Source organism: Rheinheimera tangshanensis, from assembly GCF_014645135.1.
Classification (GTDB): Bacteria; Pseudomonadota; Gammaproteobacteria; order Enterobacterales; family Alteromonadaceae; genus Pararheinheimera; species Pararheinheimera tangshanensis.
In genome coordinates this window covers 103,196-123,623 of record NZ_BMLH01000008.1, presented here as the reverse complement: position 1 = coordinate 123,623, position 20,428 = coordinate 103,196, and the positions used below count along the sequence as shown (strand labels likewise).

General features: G+C 44.0%; 20 protein-coding genes. 19 read left to right on the top strand and 1 reads right to left on the bottom strand.

Translation table 11 applies throughout. The annotated features are described in order from the left end of the window. The first annotated feature begins 291 nt into the window (after window positions 1-291). The 14 genes from IEW88_RS14575 to glmU all read left to right on the top strand — a co-directional run bounded on the left by IEW88_RS14575 (window position 292) and on the right by glmU (window position 13,672). The gene (locus IEW88_RS14575; RefSeq protein ID WP_147904529.1) at window positions 292-2,385 is read left to right on the top strand and encodes a winged helix-turn-helix domain-containing protein; all 2,094 of its coding nucleotides are present in this window, start codon (window positions 292-294) and stop codon (window positions 2,383-2,385) included. A 108-nt stretch (window positions 2,386-2,493) separates the two neighbouring features. Further along, the gene (locus tag IEW88_RS14570) at window positions 2,494-2,694 is read left to right on the top strand and encodes a hypothetical protein (protein ID WP_053423942.1); all 201 of its coding nucleotides are present in this window, start codon (window positions 2,494-2,496) and stop codon (window positions 2,692-2,694) included. A 42-nt stretch (window positions 2,695-2,736) separates the two neighbouring features. Then, window positions 2,737-3,366, top strand: a complete 630-nt coding sequence (locus IEW88_RS14565; protein WP_229670515.1) for a helix-turn-helix transcriptional regulator — start codon at window positions 2,737-2,739, stop codon at window positions 3,364-3,366. A gap of 650 nt (window positions 3,367-4,016) precedes the next feature. Then, the gene (locus tag IEW88_RS18805) at window positions 4,017-4,139 is read left to right on the top strand and encodes a hypothetical protein (RefSeq protein WP_260394373.1); all 123 of its coding nucleotides are present in this window, start codon (window positions 4,017-4,019) and stop codon (window positions 4,137-4,139) included. 506 nt (window positions 4,140-4,645) lie between these two features. Next, complete coding sequence (locus tag IEW88_RS14560) at window positions 4,646-4,783, top strand: class IIb bacteriocin, lactobin A/cerein 7B family (RefSeq protein WP_082335710.1); 138 nt, start codon at window positions 4,646-4,648, stop codon at window positions 4,781-4,783. A 68-nt stretch (window positions 4,784-4,851) separates the two neighbouring features. Beyond that, complete coding sequence (locus IEW88_RS18800) at window positions 4,852-4,983, top strand: hypothetical protein (RefSeq protein WP_260394374.1); 132 nt, start codon at window positions 4,852-4,854, stop codon at window positions 4,981-4,983. An 886-nt stretch (window positions 4,984-5,869) separates the two neighbouring features. Next, window positions 5,870-5,992 (top strand): hypothetical protein, encoded by a 123-nt coding sequence (locus tag IEW88_RS18795; protein WP_260394375.1) that lies wholly within the window; start codon window positions 5,870-5,872, stop codon window positions 5,990-5,992. A gap of 146 nt (window positions 5,993-6,138) precedes the next feature. Continuing rightward, on the top strand, window positions 6,139-8,232 hold the full coding sequence (locus tag IEW88_RS14555) for a peptidase domain-containing ABC transporter (protein ID WP_147904530.1): 2,094 nt from the start codon (window positions 6,139-6,141) through the stop codon (window positions 8,230-8,232). Between the two features lie 133 nt (window positions 8,233-8,365). Continuing rightward, window positions 8,366-8,542, top strand: a complete 177-nt coding sequence (locus tag IEW88_RS14550; protein WP_229670514.1) for a hypothetical protein — start codon at window positions 8,366-8,368, stop codon at window positions 8,540-8,542. Between the two features lie 589 nt (window positions 8,543-9,131). After that, a complete protein-coding gene (locus IEW88_RS14545) occupies window positions 9,132-10,019 on the top strand; it encodes an ATP-grasp domain-containing protein (RefSeq protein ID WP_147904531.1) in 888 nt (295 codons plus the stop codon). 119 nt (window positions 10,020-10,138) lie between these two features. Beyond that, window positions 10,139-10,366, top strand: coding sequence for a hypothetical protein (locus IEW88_RS14540; RefSeq protein ID WP_053423939.1), 228 nt, complete (start codon window positions 10,139-10,141; stop codon window positions 10,364-10,366). A gap of 200 nt (window positions 10,367-10,566) precedes the next feature. Beyond that, window positions 10,567-11,817, top strand: coding sequence for an HlyD family secretion protein (locus IEW88_RS14535; RefSeq protein ID WP_147904532.1), 1,251 nt, complete (start codon window positions 10,567-10,569; stop codon window positions 11,815-11,817). Between the two features lie 9 nt (window positions 11,818-11,826). Further along, window positions 11,827-12,165: a hypothetical protein gene (locus IEW88_RS14530; RefSeq protein ID WP_147904533.1), complete on the top strand. Its 339-nt coding sequence runs from the start codon at window positions 11,827-11,829 to the stop codon at window positions 12,163-12,165. A gap of 142 nt (window positions 12,166-12,307) precedes the next feature. Further along, complete coding sequence (glmU, locus tag IEW88_RS14525) at window positions 12,308-13,672, top strand: bifunctional UDP-N-acetylglucosamine diphosphorylase/glucosamine-1-phosphate N-acetyltransferase GlmU (protein WP_147904534.1); 1,365 nt, start codon at window positions 12,308-12,310, stop codon at window positions 13,670-13,672. Between the two features lie 113 nt (window positions 13,673-13,785). Here the strand turns inward: glmU and IEW88_RS14520 are convergent, their stop codons facing one another. Further along, window positions 13,786-13,971, bottom strand: a complete 186-nt coding sequence (locus tag IEW88_RS14520; protein WP_053423020.1) for a hypothetical protein — start codon at window positions 13,969-13,971, stop codon at window positions 13,786-13,788. Window positions 13,972-14,106: 135 nt separating this feature from the next. Between IEW88_RS14520 and IEW88_RS14515 the strand changes: the two genes are divergently transcribed. The 5 genes from IEW88_RS14515 (at window position 14,107) to IEW88_RS14495 (ending at window position 20,411) form a co-directional block, all read left to right on the top strand. Beyond that, a complete protein-coding gene (locus tag IEW88_RS14515; protein ID WP_147904535.1) occupies window positions 14,107-14,679 on the top strand; it encodes a DUF1439 domain-containing protein in 573 nt (190 codons plus the stop codon). A 151-nt stretch (window positions 14,680-14,830) separates the two neighbouring features. Further along, the gene (locus IEW88_RS14510) at window positions 14,831-15,619 is read left to right on the top strand and encodes a DUF4198 domain-containing protein (RefSeq protein WP_147904536.1); all 789 of its coding nucleotides are present in this window, start codon (window positions 14,831-14,833) and stop codon (window positions 15,617-15,619) included. A 9-nt stretch (window positions 15,620-15,628) separates the two neighbouring features. Beyond that, window positions 15,629-16,540 (top strand): EF-hand domain-containing protein, encoded by a 912-nt coding sequence (locus tag IEW88_RS14505; protein ID WP_147904537.1) that lies wholly within the window; start codon window positions 15,629-15,631, stop codon window positions 16,538-16,540. After that, the gene (locus tag IEW88_RS14500; RefSeq protein WP_147904538.1) at window positions 16,540-17,868 is read left to right on the top strand and encodes a DUF2271 domain-containing protein; all 1,329 of its coding nucleotides are present in this window, start codon (window positions 16,540-16,542) and stop codon (window positions 17,866-17,868) included. Before IEW88_RS14505 ends, IEW88_RS14500 begins: the two co-directional genes overlap by 1 nt. Window positions 17,869-18,080: 212 nt before the next feature. Then, window positions 18,081-20,411, top strand: coding sequence for a TonB-dependent hemoglobin/transferrin/lactoferrin family receptor (locus IEW88_RS14495; RefSeq protein ID WP_147904539.1), 2,331 nt, complete (start codon window positions 18,081-18,083; stop codon window positions 20,409-20,411). Window positions 20,412-20,428: the final 17 nt, after the last annotated feature.

Below are 20,428 nucleotides of genomic sequence, written 5' to 3'. Positions count from 1 at the left end.
AAAAACACACTTAGAGAATTAAAGTAACCAACATGGTAAGGTAAAAGAGCCTTGTTAACTACTTTATGACACACAAGCAATTTAGGCTATGAGCATCGAGAACATTAAAACTCAGATTATGTTGTTGATTAATAATCAGAATATTTGCAAAACCGGAAAAACACTTCTAACAGAGTGATCAGAATACAGGTCTCTACTTAAGAGAGGCAGGCCTGTTTGCAACAACACGAATTAGTATAAATAATAAGTGCGCTGAAAAGCTGATTTGTCTTTAGGTGAGTGGTTTACATTATGGATTTAGTAAATATCGGCGATTTTGATGTTGATGTGAAAGAAAAACGCATTTATAACAGCGAAGGTGAGCTACCGGTTGAGCCTAAAGTCATAGATGTGTTGTGTTATCTGATCCAGCATTCTTCGCGGTATGTTAGTTTACAGGAGCTGCATACAGAGGTTTGGGCTGGCAGAGTTGTCACTGATACAGCTGTCAGGCGTACTATCAGCAAATTGAGAACTTTGTTAGGTGATACGGAGCCTGAAAGTCCACGTTATATCCGATCGCAAATGAAGCGTGGCTACCAATTTATTTATCAGCAAGAGTCTGGACGAGCTGTGGAGTCGGATAAACTCCTGAGCAATGAAACGCCCGTTAGCTCGATAAGTTCTTTGGAAAAAGAGAGAGAAACCTCTGTTACACCATCAAGACATTTCAGTATATCCAGGTATGTTACTGCATTTTCGTTGCTCCTGCTTACTGTCCTTGCGCTCGTTGTTTTGACGAACACCATTAGCGAAAAAATTGTAGTCAATAATAAACCCCTCGTTGATATAGCGGGTGAAAAGAGATTTTTATCTGTTTCGGAAGACGGTCGATTCCATACTTTTACTGGTCGACTCAATCAAAGTGGGCCTTGGCAGCCCTACCTGTATGATTTCAAATTAGGACAACTACAAAGAATTTCTGTTCCAAATGATGCTGCTTATCACATAGTTTCTATGTTGAATAATGACGTGGTGGCTATTTCTTCGCAGGAGAATGGGTTAGCTAAGTTGTATTTGTATTCTGCATTAAATTTAAATCTTCCAGCAAAGCCACTCCTGCTGGAGGAGTTTTCGGACATTGGCCAAGCTGTATCCTATAAAGACAATATTATTCTTATTAATGGTAAAAAAAAGCAGGAAATCAATGGTCTGTATTATTTCTTTGACCTTGAAAAAAGAAGCTTAGAACAGTTCACCTATAGCTCGAAACAAGGATCTGTTGATTTTGGAGCTGTGCTATCTCCCGATAAGAAGCATCTTGCTTTGATCCGCAGGGATTCTGTGTACCATATTCAAATTTATCGGATAGCAGATAAAAAGTTATTAATTGAAGAGTCTTTTTCACAAAATGCTTTAGGGGCAGATGAGCTTAATCTGATGTGGATTAATCAAGAGGAACTCTTGGTCAACTATGGTCATAAACTTAAGCAATTGAATATTGAAACTGGTGCTGCGACATTACTGCCTTTGTCTGAACGTTTTACCGGTTTTGGTCGTGATATTGCTGGCAATATGTTTGGTTTGTTGTTAAAGCCGCAAGGTAAAGATTTTTATCAGATCCAATTGCCCGATCTTGACACTGTCCAGCGCTATTTTTCATTTGAAGAACAAGTGGTTAGTTTAACCTATAGCGATGAAGTTGGCAGGTTATGGCTGGTGGAGGAAAATAAAGACAGCTTTAGTTTGTATAGCTTTTTTCCTGCTACGGGTGAAAAAAAGCTAATTTTGCAAAGCGAGGAAGTGTTTACCTTGATTGCCGAAGAACCGGACTATGTATTGCTGCTGCAAAAAAATCAACTCAGACTTTTGGAGCTGCAAAGCGGAGAACTGGATCATATTTCGTATGAAAATCAGCAGGTATGGACGGCGGCGCCCAGCTCAGACAAGTCGAAGGTCATCTTTACAGAAAAAATTGGGAACGAATGGTTAGTTAATTTGTTTGACAGGCAAACGAAAACACAAATCCGGATACTTAAAGGCTATCGGCTACTGTTACCCTGGCGTGATAGCTACATTGCCGCAGACCCGAAGGGACAGTTTTATCTGTTAGATCCTGATTTCCATTTGGTCAAATCGCTACCGCTAAAGGTAAATTTTGAGCTAAGGCATCAGGTCAACTTATTAGGGGACAAGCTGGTAAGCGCCAATCTGAAGACTGATTCAAACTGGTCTCTGATGACTTTAGAGCTGCTGACAGGAAACAGTGAGTCGCAATTCAGTACTTCTTTGCCTATAAAATCCAGTTTTTCTTTTAATAATGACGGCACAAAATCCATTGTGACTATAGAGAATGAGCATATAAATCAATTGGTTAAGATAGGTTATAACTTTAGTTATAACTAAGTGTCAGTAAAGTCACTTGAAGGTAACTCCTCGGTTATTGTGATGGGATGAATGCATGGATAGTCTGAAACTGTTCTGAAATTCAACACCAACACTAGGAGCTACAAAATGACAAAAACATATGTTCAAATACTTTTCACCTTATTACTGGCTTTGTTCATAGCGGGCGGTGCGGTAGCCAGTGAGACAAAAGATGATGACCTGAAAAAGGCAAAGCCAATGCAATGTATTTGGTTCCTGCAAAATTGTGCACCACCACCACCACACGATTATGCTGAGGCAAGTGGCGTGACAGCAAAACAAGATTAACTACTTGTTGTAAAAGAGGTTGTTATGAGTCAACTGGAACCTATGGTGAAAAAACTGCAGGCTATGACATCTTTTGACGAGCTTGCAGATTTTTTTAATACCATGCAAATGCAATATAAATATAAGTTTTGTGGCTTGGTCCTTTGGCATGCTGACGATAAACGAGATATTGTTGCTGCCAGTCAGACAGACGACTTTAAGGCTGTAGCCAGTCAAACTGCACTCAGACAAATTTGTCTGAAGCGGTTTACTCCAGCATTAAGTTCGGAGTTAGAGCCTGCTCTTGACTTAGTTTCCGATGCGCTGGTAGTTCCCCTCCGGGGGAATGGATTGGAGGCTGCTGCGTTAATCATTGGCTTACAGCCTGAGCAGGCCACTATGGCACAACAAATCGCCTGGTATTGGTCTATTGTGGCAAATTATTTGTATGAAGCCATACATCGTTTCATGAGAGTCAGTGAGCAGACTGAACACTTTATGCTGACTTGCCGTGAGCATGCTTGCCTTGTTTGGGCAGCGAAAGGCAAAACGTCATGGGAGATTAGTCAAATTCTGTCGATTTCGGAACGCACAGTTAACTTTCATCTGGGTAACTGTATTCGAAAAACAAATAGCTGTAATCGACAGCAGGCGATAAGTAAATGCGTAGCTGGCGGTCACATTTATGTTTAACCAAGACAGAATCACTGTCTCTTTACTAAGTTAGTGGAGATGAATATGAACATAAGTCAAACAGGGATTACACACTCTGTAAACAATATAGAGGCGTCTGCTTTGTATATGCTTGTCAGTGAAGTAGAAAACACGACAGTTAGCTACATGCAGCTTCAGCAACCTCCACAGGAATACTATAAACAGACATCGCAAGACTCCGCTTAATGCTGATAAAGCAGAAAATCCGCCTGAGCGCCTCAGCCGGGTTTTCTGCTGCATTGTTTATACTGATTTTTGGGGAGGCTGATGAAATGAAAACGGAGTGCTCATTCCCCAAAATTTAAAACCACCTGCAGAATGAATTGAGGAGCGCTTTGACAGGCCCTTTTTAAACCTTTACCGCCCTGCTTCTAGCTTTTTTTCACAAAGACTACCTGCCAGAATTAACAGCTTTCATCATGAATCATGTCTCTGTACATTTAAGTTATCGGGTAGCTTGCTGGCTCCGGTAAACCGTAAAAATTAATGGAGATTAAAATGCATATTTTAGATAACGAAAACCTGGAAAGTGTTCATGGTGGAGTTGAAGTTCCACTTCCTAGCTTAGGCGATGCTCTTGTAGCTATTGCTCTCGAACTTTATAACGCTTTTAAATAAGGAGAATGAGCATGACTACATTATCAGTTGAAGATTTAAATGCTGTAAACGGTGCTGCATTATGGATGATCCCTGTTGGTGTCGCTTTGTGGTATGAGTTTGGTGGCGGGAAAGAGTTTATCCACAACCTGTAAATTTAAAAAAGGGTGTCCAATCCCTTTGTTTCACTGCCTGCTGCAGTCATAGCGCAGGCAGTGATGTATAGCTTCATGACTGAGCTAACCAGTTTCATAGCCATCAATTCCAGTACATTCAAATGTCTGCAGTTTCAGTATTGCCCAATCCGGTGAGCCGCATTTCTTTAAACATTTCACCAGTCACTGGGCATCTGCTTTTCAATTGATTTTTTCACATCAAACTTTAGGTGGCTGATGAGGTTCATGGTTGTGTCGTCAATATAAACGCTACTATTCATGATCTTCCGCAAGGCTAATATTTTTCTAACCCCGGTCGCGTTACTACCTATATAAAAATACTGATTCATTCCGTTCTATATTTCCATTAATTTTCTATTTTCCTCCAAGTCATCATTCAAAACCTGTCATAACTACCAGCTTTTTTATATTCAAATAACAAGCTACATTTTTTTCATCGGCAGCTTGCTGGCTCCGATAAACAATCAACTTAATGGAGAAATAAAATGAACGAACTTACTTTTCAACAAGTACAAGATGTAAATGGTGGGATTGGTCCTTTTGCGGCAGCTGCTGCAGTAGCTGGTGCAATAGTTTTGGCTGGCATTGTTTCTGGCTATCTAGATCATATCAGCCAGCACTAATAATTTTATAAGTAATTATTTAATAATTAAAACAAACTTATAGAAAAATAAATTAATCGAGGTGAAAAATGAAAGAGTTAACTATTGTACAAATTGAAGATGTGAATGGCGGTGTACTGGGTTTAGGTGAAGTTGTCGATGTTTTATATGAAACTGGCAAGTCGATCGGTAATGCGTTAGCACATTGGATCCATTGCTAATAAAAAAGGTGTAGTCATTTTGGTGGCTACACCTTTTACTAATCAATCTCTGTTTTTCCACAACATCCAGGCATCTGGTTATCTTTGCAATACATTTTATCTTTTTGACACTCACGTATAATTCATGCCATGAAATCAATATTTATTCTATTTCAGATTGGGCTTATTTTTTATGCGGCAGATGTTTTTAATAGAATATAGAGATTACCTGTAACATTTATCAGCTTTGTTTTTTTTGATGTTGGATATATTATTTATTTGTCATCTATGGATTGTTGGTTCAAATAGATGTGGGCGAGGTTATTTTTAATGACATTTAATCAATTTTAAACTCGATAAGGAGTTGATGGTTATGAAAGAAATTAAATCGAACGACATAGAGATGGTATCCGGTGGGTCTATAAAAGATGCAGTATATGCGACTCTGGATTCTATACAACGAATCATTGACATGATTTTGGAACCTTGAGTTAGCAAGTTTAACCTGGAGTTTTTATGTTAATTTTAGATCCTGAATCATGTAATAAGATATCAGCCGGTACTACTTTTACACCTCACGACAGTGAGTTAAGGCTCATTGATATCATCAGAAATCTTTTAAATTGAGGAGGGTATGGTGAAAACGTTGAATAGTTCTGAATGCAATGCTGTGAATGGTGGCTCAATTGCCGATCATATCCGGGATGTTCTGGAAGATTGGTTAGATTATTTAAATCCCTAATAGTCTGGATATCTTAATCCTAATGGAGATTATAAAATGAAAATAATGCAGATAGCTGATTGCACTCTTGTTGCTGCAGGTGTGTGGGAAGGCGAAAATGGTGAAGGATGTATCCCTAATCCAATTAAAATAGTCGTGAAATTAGCTCTTTAATGGCGGTACACAATGAAAGAGCTGAATAAAAGTCAATTGACCCATGTGTTTGGTGGGGCTTTTCTGGCCTACACCCCTGGAATGGATTATCAGGAGTGGCTGGAGTATTACAACGGTGGATATTTATATCCTTAAGTTCTCAAGACCGCAGCTTCGCTGCGGTTTTTCTTTGCCTGTCAGATATACCAGCTTATGTAGCCTGCGGTTTTCTATCACAATCTCACTAGGTTTGATGTTCTGGGGACGCCTTGGCTGCCAGAAGTAACTTTGAGGGATATCAGGTGCAACTTATTTATCAATCTGAAGCCGCTGAATGTGGTTTGGCCTGTGTGGCGATGATTGCGAATCATCATGGCCATCAGCTGGATTTAAGTACTCTGCGAAACAGATACGCGGTGTCACTTAAAGGAGCCAATCTGCAACATTTAATGCAGTTGGGTGATCAATTGGGTTTGGCTGGGCGTGCGCTCCGCCTTGACTTAGAGCACTTAAGCCAGTTACAGCTCCCCTGCATTTTACATTGGAATATGAACCACTTCGTGGTGCTGAAGAAGGTATCAGCCAAACATATTGTGATTCTTGACCCAGGTGCCGGTGAAAGAAAGGTTGCTATGGACGAGGTTTCCACCTCATTCAGCGGTGTTGCGTTGGAGATGAAACCTACTCAGGAATTTAAAAAAGTTGATGAAAGGGTCAAACTTGGCTTAACCGCTTTTTGGAGTCGGGTTGAAGGTCTGGTCCCCTCGTTGTTGAAGATTTTCGCGCTGTCATTGATGTTGCAATTGTTTTTGCTGGCGTCTCCTTACTATATGCAACTGGTTGTTGATGACGTATTAATCAGTATGGACCAACCATTATTGACTGTTCTTGCGCTGGGTTTTGGTTTGATGATGTTACTCAAAGTGATCACTCAAGCGTTACGAGGCTGGGTTATTTTGCATTTGGGGTCTGTGATGAATTTACAGATGGCAACCAATTTGTTCAGGCATCTATTGCATCTGCCACTCAGTTACTTCGAAAAACGTCATATCGGCGATATTGTATCGCGTTTCGGTTCTTTGGCTCAGGTAAGAGAGCTGATGACAACAAGCCTGGTTGAAGGCGTCATTGATGGCATTATGGCCATTACGGTACTGGTTATGATGTTTATCTACAGCCCGCAATTGGCTGTGGTAGTGATTGTCGCTGTGCTGCTTTATGCTCTGCTACGTTGGGCTCTTTACAAACCCCTGCGTGAACGGACCGAGGCTAGTATTATTGCCAGCGCTAAAGAGCAATCCAACTTCATGGAAACAGTGCGGGGCATGCAGAGTATCAAACTATTTGGTCAGCAAAGTCAGCGTTTGAATCTGTGGCAAAATCGTTTTGCCGACACGATCAACGAAAACTTTCGACTAGGTAAATGGCAGATCTCTTATCAGACGATTAACCAGTTACTATTTGGTATTGAAAATACGCTGGTGATTTTTCTGGCAGCTTATGCAGTGATGGATGGCATGATGAGTGTTGGGATGATGTTTGCCTTTATCACCTATAAAACCCAGTTTACCGAGCGAACTGCAGCCTTAATTGAGAAGGTAGTGCAATTGTATATGGCCAGATTGCATTTAAACCGGCTGGCGGATATCGCTTTGACGGAAAAAGAAAATGAAGGTGGGGTTGGTCAGCAACGAGAAATTACAGGGGCTATTAAAGTTAGTGGTTTATGTTATCGCTATTCAGCAACGGACCCCTTGTTATTTAATGATCTGAATTTTGAAGTGAAAGCGGGTGAAAGTATCGCTATCATCGGCCCTTCCGGTGCAGGTAAAACGACATTAGCTAAACTGATGCTGGGATTATTGTCGGCAGAAAACGGTAAAATTGAAGTTGATGGTACAGATATCCGTCATTTGGGTCTGCGTCAGTATCGCCAGCAGGTGGCGGCTGTTATGCAGGATGATCAGTTGATGACAGGCTCTCTGGCTGAGAATATTGCCTTCTTTGACCCACAAATGGATATGGAAAAGGTTGTCGCCTGTGCGCAACTGGCAGGTATACACCAGGATGTAGCTGCTATGCCTATGGGGTACAACGCATTAATTGGAGATATGGGAAGTTCACTCTCCGGTGGTCAGCGCCAAAGGATCCTGCTAGCCAGAGCGTTGTACCGACGTCCTAGAATCCTGTTTCTTGATGAAGCAACCAGTAACCTGGATGTACAACTGGAACACCATGTAAACAGCGCTATTAAACAACTGAACATGACCAGGATTATTATCGCTCATCGTCCAGAGACGATTCGTAGCGCTGATCGCATAGTGCAGTTGCATCAGGGAAAAATTCTGGATATCACTGAACAGTATCATGCGGCACTCGCGGCTAAATGCGCCTGATAGCTCTCACTTAAAATAGCAACCCTTGTTGCAGACGTCGGGTTGATAGCTGCGATGAAAGGTGCAGGCTACTGGTGATTCAATAGTTAGGGGAGGGTATCCTCCCCATTCAACATGCAGGAATACCTGAACTATGGAGAAAATGAAATTAGCCGCATTAACATTAGTTATTGTTGGTGTGTTTTTAATTGTCTTGATGATTTATTACTCTGGACGCCCTTTTTCTGATGTTTTATTGGTGTCTATAGTTGGAGTTATCTGTTTTTGTCTAGGTTACTTTATTAGAGGTATGTTTATTAAATCTAAATAAGACAAATTACTGAGTTGTAAAGTGCTGCGCTTATTAAATAAATGCACCTAATTCTGATGCATCGTATTCAGCCCATGTTTTCCATCAGGAAACTGGGCTGCCGTTTTTATAGAGAGTATCTATCTACCTCAATGATTGATTCATGCTATCACGTCGATGATTGCGAATAATCGTTTTATGTAATGTAGACAGAGCTTTCTTAATTTATTATTCCGTAGGCTTTAGAACAGTAAAAAACAGCTTGAAATTCTACTCTCCTGTCATCCACTTTTGCGGGTTCTTACTCTTGTGAAAGATGTAATGCTCCCGGGCCAATCTGACGTTTTTGGTCCGGCTTTGCTTTTCAACTACTCTGCCTGAGAGTGTTTCTTACTTTTCCTAAAAGTCGTTACTTTGTGTTGTTGATTCTTGAAACTCTATGGTTGTTTAGCATCTTTGTCCCTGCTATGCACAGCTCGTCGTTGTAGGTCTACAACTGCCAACTTTTGTGAACAGATATATTCGTTGTTACCTGTCAAAGCTGACAGTTTCGCCAGCCATAAACTACGGGCACTATGAACTCATCAGATGAACACAGAGGAAATGAAAAATGATTTTATTGATGGGTGCTAAAGACGACGCACAAATCCTTAGTGTGGCAACACAACTGGATGCAATGCAACAAGAGTATTCCGTATTTGATAGCTCAGCTTTTCCTCAAATAGACACTATTGGTTATCAGCCACAAAGTGGAAACATGGTGTTGAAGATCGGTGGTCAAACATTTGCGTTAGACGATGTGAAGTCTATGTACTGGCGGAATTATCTGGCACCAAACCATGGCAGTGATAATCCTATAGCCCACAAAGACAGCGTCAGCTTGTTAAAATCTGTACTAAACGAGTTAGGCGGGAGAGCTAAAAACAGTGCTGCAGCCGTGCATTTCCATCAGGAGAAACCACGTCAATTGGCAGCTGTTGCAAAGTTAGGCGTCAAAATTCCTGCCACCTATGTGGGTAATGATCCACTGGCTGTGCGTGAATTTTGCCAGCAACATTCCGAAGTCATTTTTAAACCCGTTACAGGTGGTGATTATGCTCACTTGTTAACCGAAGAACATTTGTCTGTTGAGCATTTAAACAAGAGCTTGCGCCAGGCTCCGGTCACATTACAGCGCTTTATCAAAGGAACTAACATCCGTACCTATGTTATTGGTGACGAGGTATTTAGCGCGGAAATTCGCTCCCAACACACAGATTTCAGAACTGACGGTGAGATTGAATTAACCGTCATTGAGCTACCTGAGCATGTAAGGCAACAAGCCTTAGCGATAAAAACGACACTGGGATTAGCCTGGACTGGTATCGATTGGCGTCGGGATATGCAGGGCGATTATTACTTTCTTGAGGCAAACCCAAGTCCTATGTTTGCTAATTTCGAAACTTACACAGGCCTACCCGTTGCGAGACATCTCGCACAACTTTTAGTAGCAGCCTGATCGAAGAATTTGTCAGCTCATGTTGCTGCATGGGCTGCAAATACATCGCAGTAGCGGTGTTTGAATTAACCTAAGTAACTTACCAGGCATAGCCTGAAACAAAATCAATGGAGATTACAATGATGAATACTAAATTACCAGTTCACCCTTTTGCCCAAATCACGACAACAGACATCGAGCAAGTAAACGGCGGTTTGATCTCTGGCGATTTTAAATTCGTGACCATGAAACAGCCTGAAGATGGCGTTGGCTCAGTGTCAAAGTTGAGTGATGAAACTGGTACTGGCCCAATCTTCACAACTTTGGCTGTAGGCGAAGAAGGTGGCGGTCTGCCTGAGTTGTTCTAATACGAACAGGCAATAAAAAGCCGGGACTGTTGCTGCAGAACCCGGCGGTCACAATCTTAATGGAGATTTAGATTATGTGTCCAAAAGATATAACCATATTTACCGCCTGTCAACGTGAAGCCTGTCATTTTTAACAGCTTTTGTAAGATCTAAATCTGAATACACTTATTGGACAGATTTCAATTTCGAGGACATTTGCAATGAGTTCTGAGAGCTTGTTCCGGCCAGAAGCCGTAAAACAACAAGGTGTAAAGCTAGATGGCGATGTCATTATTGCGCAACCAATAAAAGCTACAGTTTTGGTTGCAGCCCTTGTCAGTACAGTGATTCTTGCGCTGATTTTTTTGAGTCAGTCCTCTTTTAACCGCAAAGAAACAGTGAATGGTTACTTAAAACCAGATTTGGGAGTGGCCAGAATAGCTCCTCAACGCAATGGAACTATAGTGACTTTGTATGTTGAAGACGGACAAACAGTACAAGCCGGGCAAAAACTGGCATTGATTTCTTCAGATGAATATCTGGAACAGGGCAATAATCTTAGCTCCCAACTGCTTGCTGCCCTTGAACAACAACGCACTAATCTTATGTTCAGATTAAGTGAGTACGAAGTGAGTTATCGCCAGCAAAAAGAAGCTCTGGAGGGGCGTCTGGCGAACATCAAGTCTCAGTTAAGCGAAATCAAATCACAACAGTCCGTTATGGCTGAGCGCCTCAGACTGAATGAGCAAAAACTTAAAGACTTCAAACATTTACGTGAGCAGGGGCATATCTCAAATACCGAATTGAATAACTTGCGGGAATCTGTGCTGACTATGCAACAGCAACAAAAAGATCTGCAAATTAATTATCAGGCACAGCAGGGGCAATTAATTCAGCTGGAAGCTCAGTACCAGGCATTGCCTAACGATTATGAGCAACAAAAAGTCCAGGTTTCTACAGAACTTGCGCAATTGTCCCAACAACAAACTGAAATGACGGCCAGAAGCGAAGTGCTGCTAACAGCCCCTGTTGCTGGCAGGGTCACTAATCTGGTTGCTGAACTGGGCAGCATGGCATTGGCTGGAAAGTCTATTCTGACCATAGTTCCGGAGAACAGCACCTTGTATGCCGTACTCTTAGTTCCAACCCGTGCTTTTGGTTTTATTCAGCCAGGACAAGAGACCCGGATGCGCTATGAAGCCTTCCCTTACCAACGTTTTGGTTTGTACAAAGGTGAGATAGTGCAGTATTCCAAGTCTGTTTTGTTACCCAACGAAGTCAGCATGCCTGTTCCTGTAAATGAACCTATGTACCAGGTGCATGTGAAGTTAGAATCGCAGGCTGTAAATGCCTACGGTGCAGAAGTGATGTTGCAATCAGGTATGTTACTCAGCGCCGATATTGTGTTGGAGCAACGCAGCCTTTTGAACTGGTTGTTTGAACCTATTATCAGTTTACGTGGCAGGCTATAAGGGATTGTGATGATGAAAGTTATGGTTGCAGCGCTGATGGTGCTTTGTGGTTGGTTTATGTACCAGTATGCGCTGGCACCTGTTTATGTGACTTTTAGCAATGAGCAGCAAGGCAGAAGTGCAAGCGAGACGACGCTTTATTTCTGGGCTTCAGATCGTGACAGAGACTTCTTTCAGGTTGGTCAAACTTATGAGTTAAGTGCTGAACAACAAAAGACACAGCTGATACTTTTTTCTGTGGCTCATGCTGAAGTCAAACCCGAAGCGTTGAAATTAGGTTTTCGGTTCGTCCAGTCGGAAGCATTTATGCCTGAACATGAAAAATATCAGGTGATACTGTTACCTTAAAACCTTCAACGTTTTTTTGGCATACCTGAGGGCAATACGGTTTTTTTGTAATGCGTTACAGCTCAGGAAAATTTCATACTGAACCTGTATTCTGTAAAGTTATCTATTAGAATAACCACAAAATTATTACAAGGGTTATTTTATGGCTTTGAATGTTGTGATCCTGGCTGCCGGTAAAGGCACGCGGATGAAATCTGCTTTACCTAAAGTGCTGCACAAAGTTGCCGAACGCCCTATGGTGCAGCATGTAATCGATACAGCCCGCTCTCTGGGTGCACAATCTATTAATCTGGTGTATGGCTATGGCGCCGACCAGCTGAAAGCTGCATTAGGTGAACAGGATTTACACTGGGTATTGCAAGCCGAACAGTTAGGTACCGGCCATGCAGTGCAACAGGCCGTGCCTCATATCGCAGATAACGATACAGTGCTGGTGCTTTACGGTGATGTGCCTTTAACCCGCAAAGAAACTTTAGAGCAACTGCTGGCAGCCCGATCTGCCGATGGTTTAGCAGTGCTGACAGTGCATCTGGCCAATCCTATGGGGTATGGCCGCATGGTGCGAGAAAATGGCAAAGTGGTGGGTATTGTTGAACAAAAAGACGCCAACGCCGAACAGCTGAAAATCACTGAAGTAAACAGCGGCATTATGGCGGTTCCGGGTAAGCAACTGAAAAAATGGTTAAGCCAGTTACAGAACAACAATGCGCAGGGCGAATTCTACCTGACCGATATTATCGCTATGGCGCACAAAGAAGGGGTAGACATCACGACAGCTCATCCTGCTACAGCCATTGAAACTGAAGGCGCGAATAACCGTGTGCAACTGGCGCAGTTAGAGCGGGCTTATCAGGCGCGTAAAGCTGAAGAGTTAATGCTCAACGGTGCTAACCTGCGCGACCCGGCACGCATTGATATACGGGGTGACGTCACCGTTGGCAACGATGTGATGATTGATATCAACGTGATTTTTGAAGGCAAAGTAGTGCTGGGCAATGGCGTGGTGATTGGCCCCAACTGCGTGATTAAAGATGCAGTGATTGGTGACAACACTGAAGTGAAAGCTAACAGCATGATTGAGAAATCCACTATTGGCATTGGCTGTTCTGTCGGCCCTTATGCCCGTATTCGTCCTGATTCTGTATTAGCTGACGACAGTCATGTCGGCAACTTTGTTGAGCTGAAAAAAACCACTTTAGGTGTAGGTTCTAAAGCCAACCATTTAACCTATTTAGGTGATGCGGTGATTGGCAGCAAAGTGAACGTAGGTGCCGGCACTATCACCTGTAACTACGATGGTGCCAATAAGTTTGTCACCACTATTGAAGACGGTGTTTTTGTCGGTTCCAACAGCTCTTTAGTGGCTCCTGTCACTTTAGGCCAAAACTCCACCGTAGGTGCTGGTTCTGTAGTGACAGCCAGTGTCGCGGCGGATGAACTGGTGGTTGCTCGCTCTAAGCAGCGTCATATCAGTGGCTGGAAAAGACCAGTGAAAATTAAGAAATAATGATCGGCTGATCAGACTAGAAACCCGTCCTTGTTGGCGGGTTTTTGTTATGTGCATGGAAGGACTGTATGTCGCAACTGTAGGGAACAGAGTTGCGGCTATGATTAGCCAAATTAAAACAAAACCGATAGCCAGCTCATTGGAAATAATAACTCTGGCGCTATTAAAGCATGCCGATGCAACCCAACACTGAGCCACTGTAATACTGAATCAAAAGCCAGCAACAGCAGCACCAGCACAATAAAAGCGGTCATCAGCTGCCGCAGGCCTGGTAATTGAATCGAGTCTTGTGTATTCATCGCCGCTCTCCCTGAAGTTCTGATACTAAGTCGGGTCTGATTGCGAAATAGTTGGAAGCGTTACGAAAAAAAATCAGCACAGGTTCATTCGGACTTGCTAAAGTTCGCGCCAAACTGCCCCCTAAGGACAATAAAATGATCACCAAACACAAAATTCTGGCTCTTGCTTTACTGCTGTTGGCCTCTTGTTCTCAGCTGAATCATCTGGATATTTTCAGCCTGAAACAGCAAGAGTTACAGAGCTTATTGCTGGATCAATTAGAGCAACAGCAAGGCAAAGGTAAAATGTTGGGTCTGCCGCTGACTTTAACTGTACGTCAATTGGAGCTGCAATTAGCTCCGGATAACAAGCAGCAGATAGAACTCAAGCTGGCGCTGGGTGCTGAAGTGGATGCGTTATTGAAACCTCTGAATACAGATCTGAATCTACACTTGTCGGCTTTGCCTTATTTTGACGACGAGAAAAACGCCATTTATCTGAAAAACTTAACCATTCTGGATTCCAGTGTCGGCAGTGGTAGCTCGCAACTCAAACTGGCGCCTTTAAGCAATGAAGCCAAAGCTATTCTGGCGCAGCTGTTGAATCGTCAGCCTGTCTATAAGTTAGATTGCAGCAAAGTAACGGAAAAAGTCTTATGTGGCATGCCTTTAACTTTGGTGTTGCAACCAGGCGAGTTGTTATTAAAGCCTAATTATTCTGCTCAGTAATCATCGTTTTCAGCAGTAAGGCTCTCAGTTACAGGGCCTTTTAGGCTGTTTAATGTAAAGATGGAATGATCTAGTTGCAAACGATTCTCATTTGATCTAGAGTGGCGCCCACTACTTAAATGAGATCTATTCTCATTAACTGGAGCGCTTTATGTTTAAACTCAAACCCCTGCTTTGTTCTGCCTCATTGTTGCTGACTTTTACTGCGACTGCTCACACTCCTTATCTGGCACCAGCCAGTTTTGAACCTTTAGGTGGTTGGGTGACGCTGGACGCTGCTTTTGCTGAGAAGTTTTTTGTACCCGAAGTGGCCTTTGATCAAAGCGAATTTAAAGTGCTGCAACCAGACGGCAAAGCTGTTGCACCAAAAGAGCTGTTTTCCGGTAAAACCCGCATTGCAGTGGCGCACCAGTTGGAACAGGACGGTACTTATAAATTCAGCACGGGACAGCGTTATGGCGCTGTATTTCGTAGCTGGCAGCAGGACGGCAAAACCCATAACAGCAGAGATCCAAAAGAACAAATTCCTTCTGGTGCTAAGTTAACCGCACATTTCCAGTCGGTGACCCTGGCTGAAACTTATGTCAGCAAAGGCGCACCAAGCCAAACCGCATTGAAGCCAACGAATCATGGGCTGGAGCTGGTGTTCCAAAGCCATCCCAACGACCTGTATATCCAAAGCCCAATCAAAGCCACTGTGCTTTATAACGGCAAAGCTTTAGCCGAACAAAAAGTACAAGTGTATCCGGCCAACTCGGCAGAAGCAGAAACCAAAGCCTCCAAAGAATTAATGACTGACAAACAAGGTCAGCTGAATTTCGAGCTGGATAACGCCGGTACCTATGTGCTGCTGACCCGTTTTCGTACCGATGCACCCAAAGGTGCCAAAGCCCCAACTTACAGTTACAGCTACAGCGCTGTAGTTGAAGTCACTGAATAACAGGAGTTTATGATGCAACGCAGAAGCACAGCCCTTACTTTATTTTTAGCCATCACCAGCTGTTATTTAGCTGCAGATGAAAAAGCCCCTAAAAAGCCAGCCCATCAGCCTACAGCTCAGGGTAAAGCCAGTTTTATTCAGGATTATGATCTAGATAAAGACGGCACTGTCAGTGAGGCTGAATTTGCAGAAGTACGTCAGCAGCGTTACAGCGCTATGGACGAGAACAAAAATGGTCAGGTGTCGGTGGACGAATACGTTAATGAATACGCTGGTCGTTTGGATAAAAAACTCGATACCGAACGTACAGGCCAAATCAAACAAACGCTGGTGCGCATCGAAGCGCTGGACAAAAACAAAAGCAAAACCATAGGCCACGACGAATACAACGCCTCTGGTGATAAAGCTTTTGCCTATATAGATACCAATAAAGATGGCGTGATCAGTAAAGCTGACCCACTACCAGAGCGTGAGCGTAAACCCGATGCCAAACAAACAGTGCGCGCCCGCCCAGCTTTAGTGATGCCAACGACCCACAGTGTGGTTGGTATGTTGGATATGTATGACCAGAATGGCGACGGTAAGGTCGACAAAACTGAATACCAACAACAACGTGATGCCGCTTTTGCCCGTACTGATCTGGACAAAAACGCTGAGCTGAGCAGCGATGAATACCTGAACGAATTTGTGGATCGTCTGGACCGTCAAATCGCCAAAACCCGTACCGCCCAGCTAAAGCAGGCTGCAGTACGCTTTAAAGCTTTGGATAAAGACAACAATCAGCAAGTGAGTAGCGCCGAGTTTAATGCCTCGGGCGAACGTATGTTCAAACGCTGGGATACGGATCTAAACCAGCAAGTGACTATGGCGGAAGCCTTGCCTGTTATTGAAGCAGAAGCAAACAAAGGTACGGCTGAGTAATGAAAGCTATTGTCTGGCCATTGACGCTATTATCGTTCAGTCCTGTGCTGGTGCTGGCTGACTCTGTCAGTTATCAGCAAGATGTTGCAGGGAAGCAGCTGAAATTGCAGCTGGAAGGCGTCAGCCAAAAGGACTGGCAGGCCAGACAACCCCAGTTTCAACACTGGTTAGCCACGTCTCAACCCAAGCAACAAGATCTAATTAAGCTCTGCGAGGAATGGCGTGCACTAAGCCAGCAAAGTTACAGCTGCCGTTTAGGCGCTATAGCACAGCAATGGCAACAAGCGGTTAAGAGCCAGCAATTGCCGGACAGAGTGGAATTACGCCGTCAAACCAGAGCCATAGAGCAGATGGTACTGACTGAAGCCAATAAATCTGCGGTGCTTTGGCAGCTGGACGGTTTAGCCAATGCCCGTTTGTTGGACGAAACGGCAACGCTGTTTAAGAGCTGGTTCCCGCAATTAAAGCAGATTGATCTGCAATCTGGTGTCAGCCGGTTGTTATGGTCTGATGCGGGCGCCATACCGCTGAGTCTGGGCACTGAACAGCCCTTACTGCAGCAACTACAGCTGAGTTCAATCGCTTTAGCTCAGACTGAAACTGCTGATACTCAGCAAGGTTATAAAGTGTCGTACCGGACTTTTAGCCCGCTATTGAACCCGGCAGAAGGCTGGCCAGTGGAATTCGGTCCAACAGCTACAGTGCTCGCTAAAGATGCAGTCACAGCCTATTTATTGGCGCAAAGTCTGGCAGTGCTGGATCTGAAGCAGGGCCAGCAGCTGACCGATCAACAGCAGGCCGCAGCTTTAATCAAAACAGATTCGGCCAACTGGTATGCGTCTAACTCCTGGTATCACTATCTGGCGGATAAAAGCCAAAGCCAGCAACTAGAGCTGCAGATCAGCTATCAGCTCCCCAAATTTACTGATGGTAATTACAAAAGACCTTATGTGTCGGTATGGCTGACCGATCAGCAGAAAAAACCTGTACGGCAATTGAGTCTGGTCGGCCAGCAAAGCCGATGGTATCAGGAGCTGAATCACTGGTGGCGTCGATTGGGTCGGAAAAATCCGGAGCAAATAGATCAGATTGCCGGCGCTACGCAAAAGCCCGGTACTTATCAGCTGCAGTGGGATGGTCGTGATCAGCAAGGTGCTGTGGTGCCATGGGGTCAATACCAGTTACATCTGGAAGTAGCGCGTGAACATGGTGGCCACGAACATTTAACTTTGCCGCTGAATTGGCAAGCCGATCTGCAGCCAGTACAGCAGCACGGTGAAGCTGAACTGGGGCTGGTGCGCCTGCAACTTCAGAGCAAAGACGGCTAAGTTTTTAGAATCAAATTCCTGTTGAGTTGCCTGCCAACTCCTGTTGTTCTCCCTATTCTCTGGATAGGGAGTTTTTTGCGTTATTAAAATAATAAGTTATTGAAATATATAAAATAAATTGAATTTTATTATTGAGAATGATTCTTATTTGATCTAGCATAACGCCATCCTGTGGACTTACCACACCTCTTTAGCTCGTCAAGGAGAGCGTCATGCCCTGTTCTAAAACTGTAATTGCTGTTGCTATTAGCAGCTTATTTTCCACCTCCCTGTTAGCCGAAGTTGCAGCTGAAGAGGCCGCAAAAGAGTTGTCACAACTGGATGCTGTGACTGTCACTGCTACTGCGCTTGAAGATAAAAAATCGACCACAGCCAATAGCACAGTGATCAAAGCCAAACAGCTGGAACAACAGCAGGTGCAGCGTTTAGAAGACATGGTGCGTTATATCCCTGGCGTCAGCTTAACTGATCAGGGCCGTTTTGGTTCGGCCGGCTTTAATATCCGTGGTCTGGAAGGCAATCAGGTCGCTATGACGGTCGACGGTTTGTCTGTAGGTGAAACCTTAAACCCGCCCACTTATGCCTTTTACGATTTCTTTGCGGCCGGCCGTGGTGGTATAGACCCGGATGCGGTGAAACAAATTGAAATCGTCAAAGGTGCTGACGCCATAGCCGCAGGCAGTGGCTCTTTAGGCGGCGCCGTACTTTTTGTCACTAAAGACGCAGCAGACTATTTAGAACCAGAAGGTAACGATACTTTTGTCCGGTTAAAAGCGGCTTACAGTGGTGCCAATGATGAAACTCAAGGCACTGTGACAGTGGCAAACCGTACTGGCAAACTGGAAGCTTTGGCCGTGCTGACCAAGCGTGAAGGCCACGAAATGGAAAACTATGCCGACTCAGCAGAGCGCCAGGCCATTACAGGTTCAGGCCGCCCTGTTGCCGATCCACAAGACAACAGCAGCCACAATATACTGACCAAATTAAAGTACCAGCTGACAGAGACGCAGGATATTGGCCTGACCGCTGAGTTATTTAAAGCAGATATCGACACCAATAACTTATCCTGGTTAAGCCGTAGCTACCTGACCCGCACCAGTGACGACCAGCAGGAACGCAGCCGTATTGGTTTACAATACAATTGGTTAGCTGGTCATCAATTATTTGACGCCTTCTCTACCAGCCTGGATTATCAGAAAACCCAAAATGACGCTTTCACCTTGATGCTTGCTCCTGCCAGTGCAGCGCGTTTATGTACAGCAGGCCCTTGTTACCGCAGTGAAGACCGTGATTACGAACAGGATTTGCTGAAGTGGGCTTTTGCTTTGGACAAAGAGCTGCACACTCAGGGCAGCAGCCATCAGCTGGTGTATGGCGGTGCTTTGGAGCAAAAATCTGTTGATTTCTCCGCTATAGACACCAGTTATGTCGGTCAAACCATGGCTGTAGCAAAGCAGGAAATAGACCCTGATTTTGTGCCAGAGACAGACGCGGACTTATGGCATCTTTATCTGCGCGATAGCATCAAATTTAATGACAGCGCTTTTAGTTTAATCAGTGGCTTACGTTATGACCATGTCGCGTATAGCCCTACTTTAAATCAAGGCTTTACCGACGCTACAGGTACAGTGCAGGATGCCAGTTTCAGCGCCCTGACTGGTCAGTTAGTCGGAACTTATCAGCTGACAGAACAGCAAAGTGTCGCCTTGCAACTGGGTCGTGGTTTCCGGGCGCCAAGTACTGAAGAAATGTATTTCCAAACCTCCTCCGTCAGTCGTACAGACAAAGCAACCGGAGCAACAGTTTCAGGTTTGTACGGTTCAGTATCGAATCCAAACCTGGACGCTGAATACAGCACCAACCTGGAGTTGGCCTATCAGTGGCAGGGTGAAAACAGCAGAATTAAACTGGCTGTATTTAAAGACAATTATCAAGACATGATTGCCATTGCAACCCGGGTGCAAAATCCGAACACTGTGTATCAAAACTGTACCACTTCAGGCTGTACAGAAACGCAAGGCAACGCATATACCATCAATGAAAACGTCGGTGACGTCGATGTAACAGGTATTGAGATCCAGGGGGCATGGCGCTTCGGTCAGAATTGGAGCTCTCAATTGGCGTACACTCATCATGATGGCGAAAAAGAAAACGGCGATCCGATGATCACCATCAGCCCGGATAAACTAGTGGCAGGGGTCAGTTACAGAGCAACCGACTGGTGGAGTCTGGCGGCTAACTTAAGTTACAGCGCTGAAGTCAAAGCTGAAGACGCCTATGAAACCGAAGACGACGGCACCCAGACCGCGCTGGTGACCTATTTACCAAACAGCTCTACTGTGATGGATTTAGTCAGCACTATGGAATTTGGCGACAATTGGTTACTGAATGTCGGAGTTTATAACCTGCTGGATAAAGAATACTACCGCTGGGAGCGTATTCGTTATGCCGCCAGCAGCAGAAACAATATCAGTGCCGACGGTATTCTGCGTTACAGCGAACCGGGCCGTTATGCCAAGTTGAGTGTCAGTTACAGTTTCTGATCCTTGACGGAGATCGG

Bases quoted from the DNA above. Each gene is read 5' to 3' on its own strand.
- IEW88_RS14515 (WP_147904535.1), top strand. From the start codon at position 14,107: ATGATCACCAAACACAAAATTCTGGCTCTTGCTTTACTGCTGTTGGCC.
- IEW88_RS18800 (WP_260394374.1), top strand. From the start codon at position 4,852: ATGAAAGAGTTAACTATTGTACAAATTGAAGATGTGAATGGCGGTGTA.
- IEW88_RS14540 (WP_053423939.1), top strand. From the start codon at position 10,139: ATGATGAATACTAAATTACCAGTTCACCCTTTTGCCCAAATCACGACA.
- IEW88_RS14510 (WP_147904536.1), top strand. From the start codon at position 14,831: ATGTTTAAACTCAAACCCCTGCTTTGTTCTGCCTCATTGTTGCTGACT.
- IEW88_RS14535 (WP_147904532.1), top strand. From the start codon at position 10,567: ATGAGTTCTGAGAGCTTGTTCCGGCCAGAAGCCGTAAAACAACAAGGT.
- IEW88_RS14520 (WP_053423020.1), bottom strand. From the start codon at position 13,971: ATGAATACACAAGACTCGATTCAATTACCAGGCCTGCGGCAGCTGATG.
- IEW88_RS14500 (WP_147904538.1), top strand. From the start codon at position 16,540: ATGAAAGCTATTGTCTGGCCATTGACGCTATTATCGTTCAGTCCTGTG.
- IEW88_RS18795 (WP_260394375.1), top strand. From the start codon at position 5,870: ATGAAAGAGCTGAATAAAAGTCAATTGACCCATGTGTTTGGTGGGGCT.
- glmU (WP_147904534.1), top strand. From the start codon at position 12,308: ATGGCTTTGAATGTTGTGATCCTGGCTGCCGGTAAAGGCACGCGGATG.
- IEW88_RS14505 (WP_147904537.1), top strand. From the start codon at position 15,629: ATGATGCAACGCAGAAGCACAGCCCTTACTTTATTTTTAGCCATCACC.
- IEW88_RS18805 (WP_260394373.1), top strand. From the start codon at position 4,017: ATGACTACATTATCAGTTGAAGATTTAAATGCTGTAAACGGTGCTGCA.
- IEW88_RS14530 (WP_147904533.1), top strand. From the start codon at position 11,827: ATGATGAAAGTTATGGTTGCAGCGCTGATGGTGCTTTGTGGTTGGTTT.
- IEW88_RS14575 (WP_147904529.1), top strand. From the start codon at position 292: ATGGATTTAGTAAATATCGGCGATTTTGATGTTGATGTGAAAGAAAAA.
- IEW88_RS14495 (WP_147904539.1), top strand. From the start codon at position 18,081: ATGCCCTGTTCTAAAACTGTAATTGCTGTTGCTATTAGCAGCTTATTT.
- IEW88_RS14545 (WP_147904531.1), top strand. From the start codon at position 9,132: ATGATTTTATTGATGGGTGCTAAAGACGACGCACAAATCCTTAGTGTG.
- IEW88_RS14570 (WP_053423942.1), top strand. From the start codon at position 2,494: ATGACAAAAACATATGTTCAAATACTTTTCACCTTATTACTGGCTTTG.
- IEW88_RS14560 (WP_082335710.1), top strand. From the start codon at position 4,646: ATGAACGAACTTACTTTTCAACAAGTACAAGATGTAAATGGTGGGATT.
- IEW88_RS14565 (WP_229670515.1), top strand. From the start codon at position 2,737: ATGGTGAAAAAACTGCAGGCTATGACATCTTTTGACGAGCTTGCAGAT.
- IEW88_RS14550 (WP_229670514.1), top strand. From the start codon at position 8,366: ATGGAGAAAATGAAATTAGCCGCATTAACATTAGTTATTGTTGGTGTG.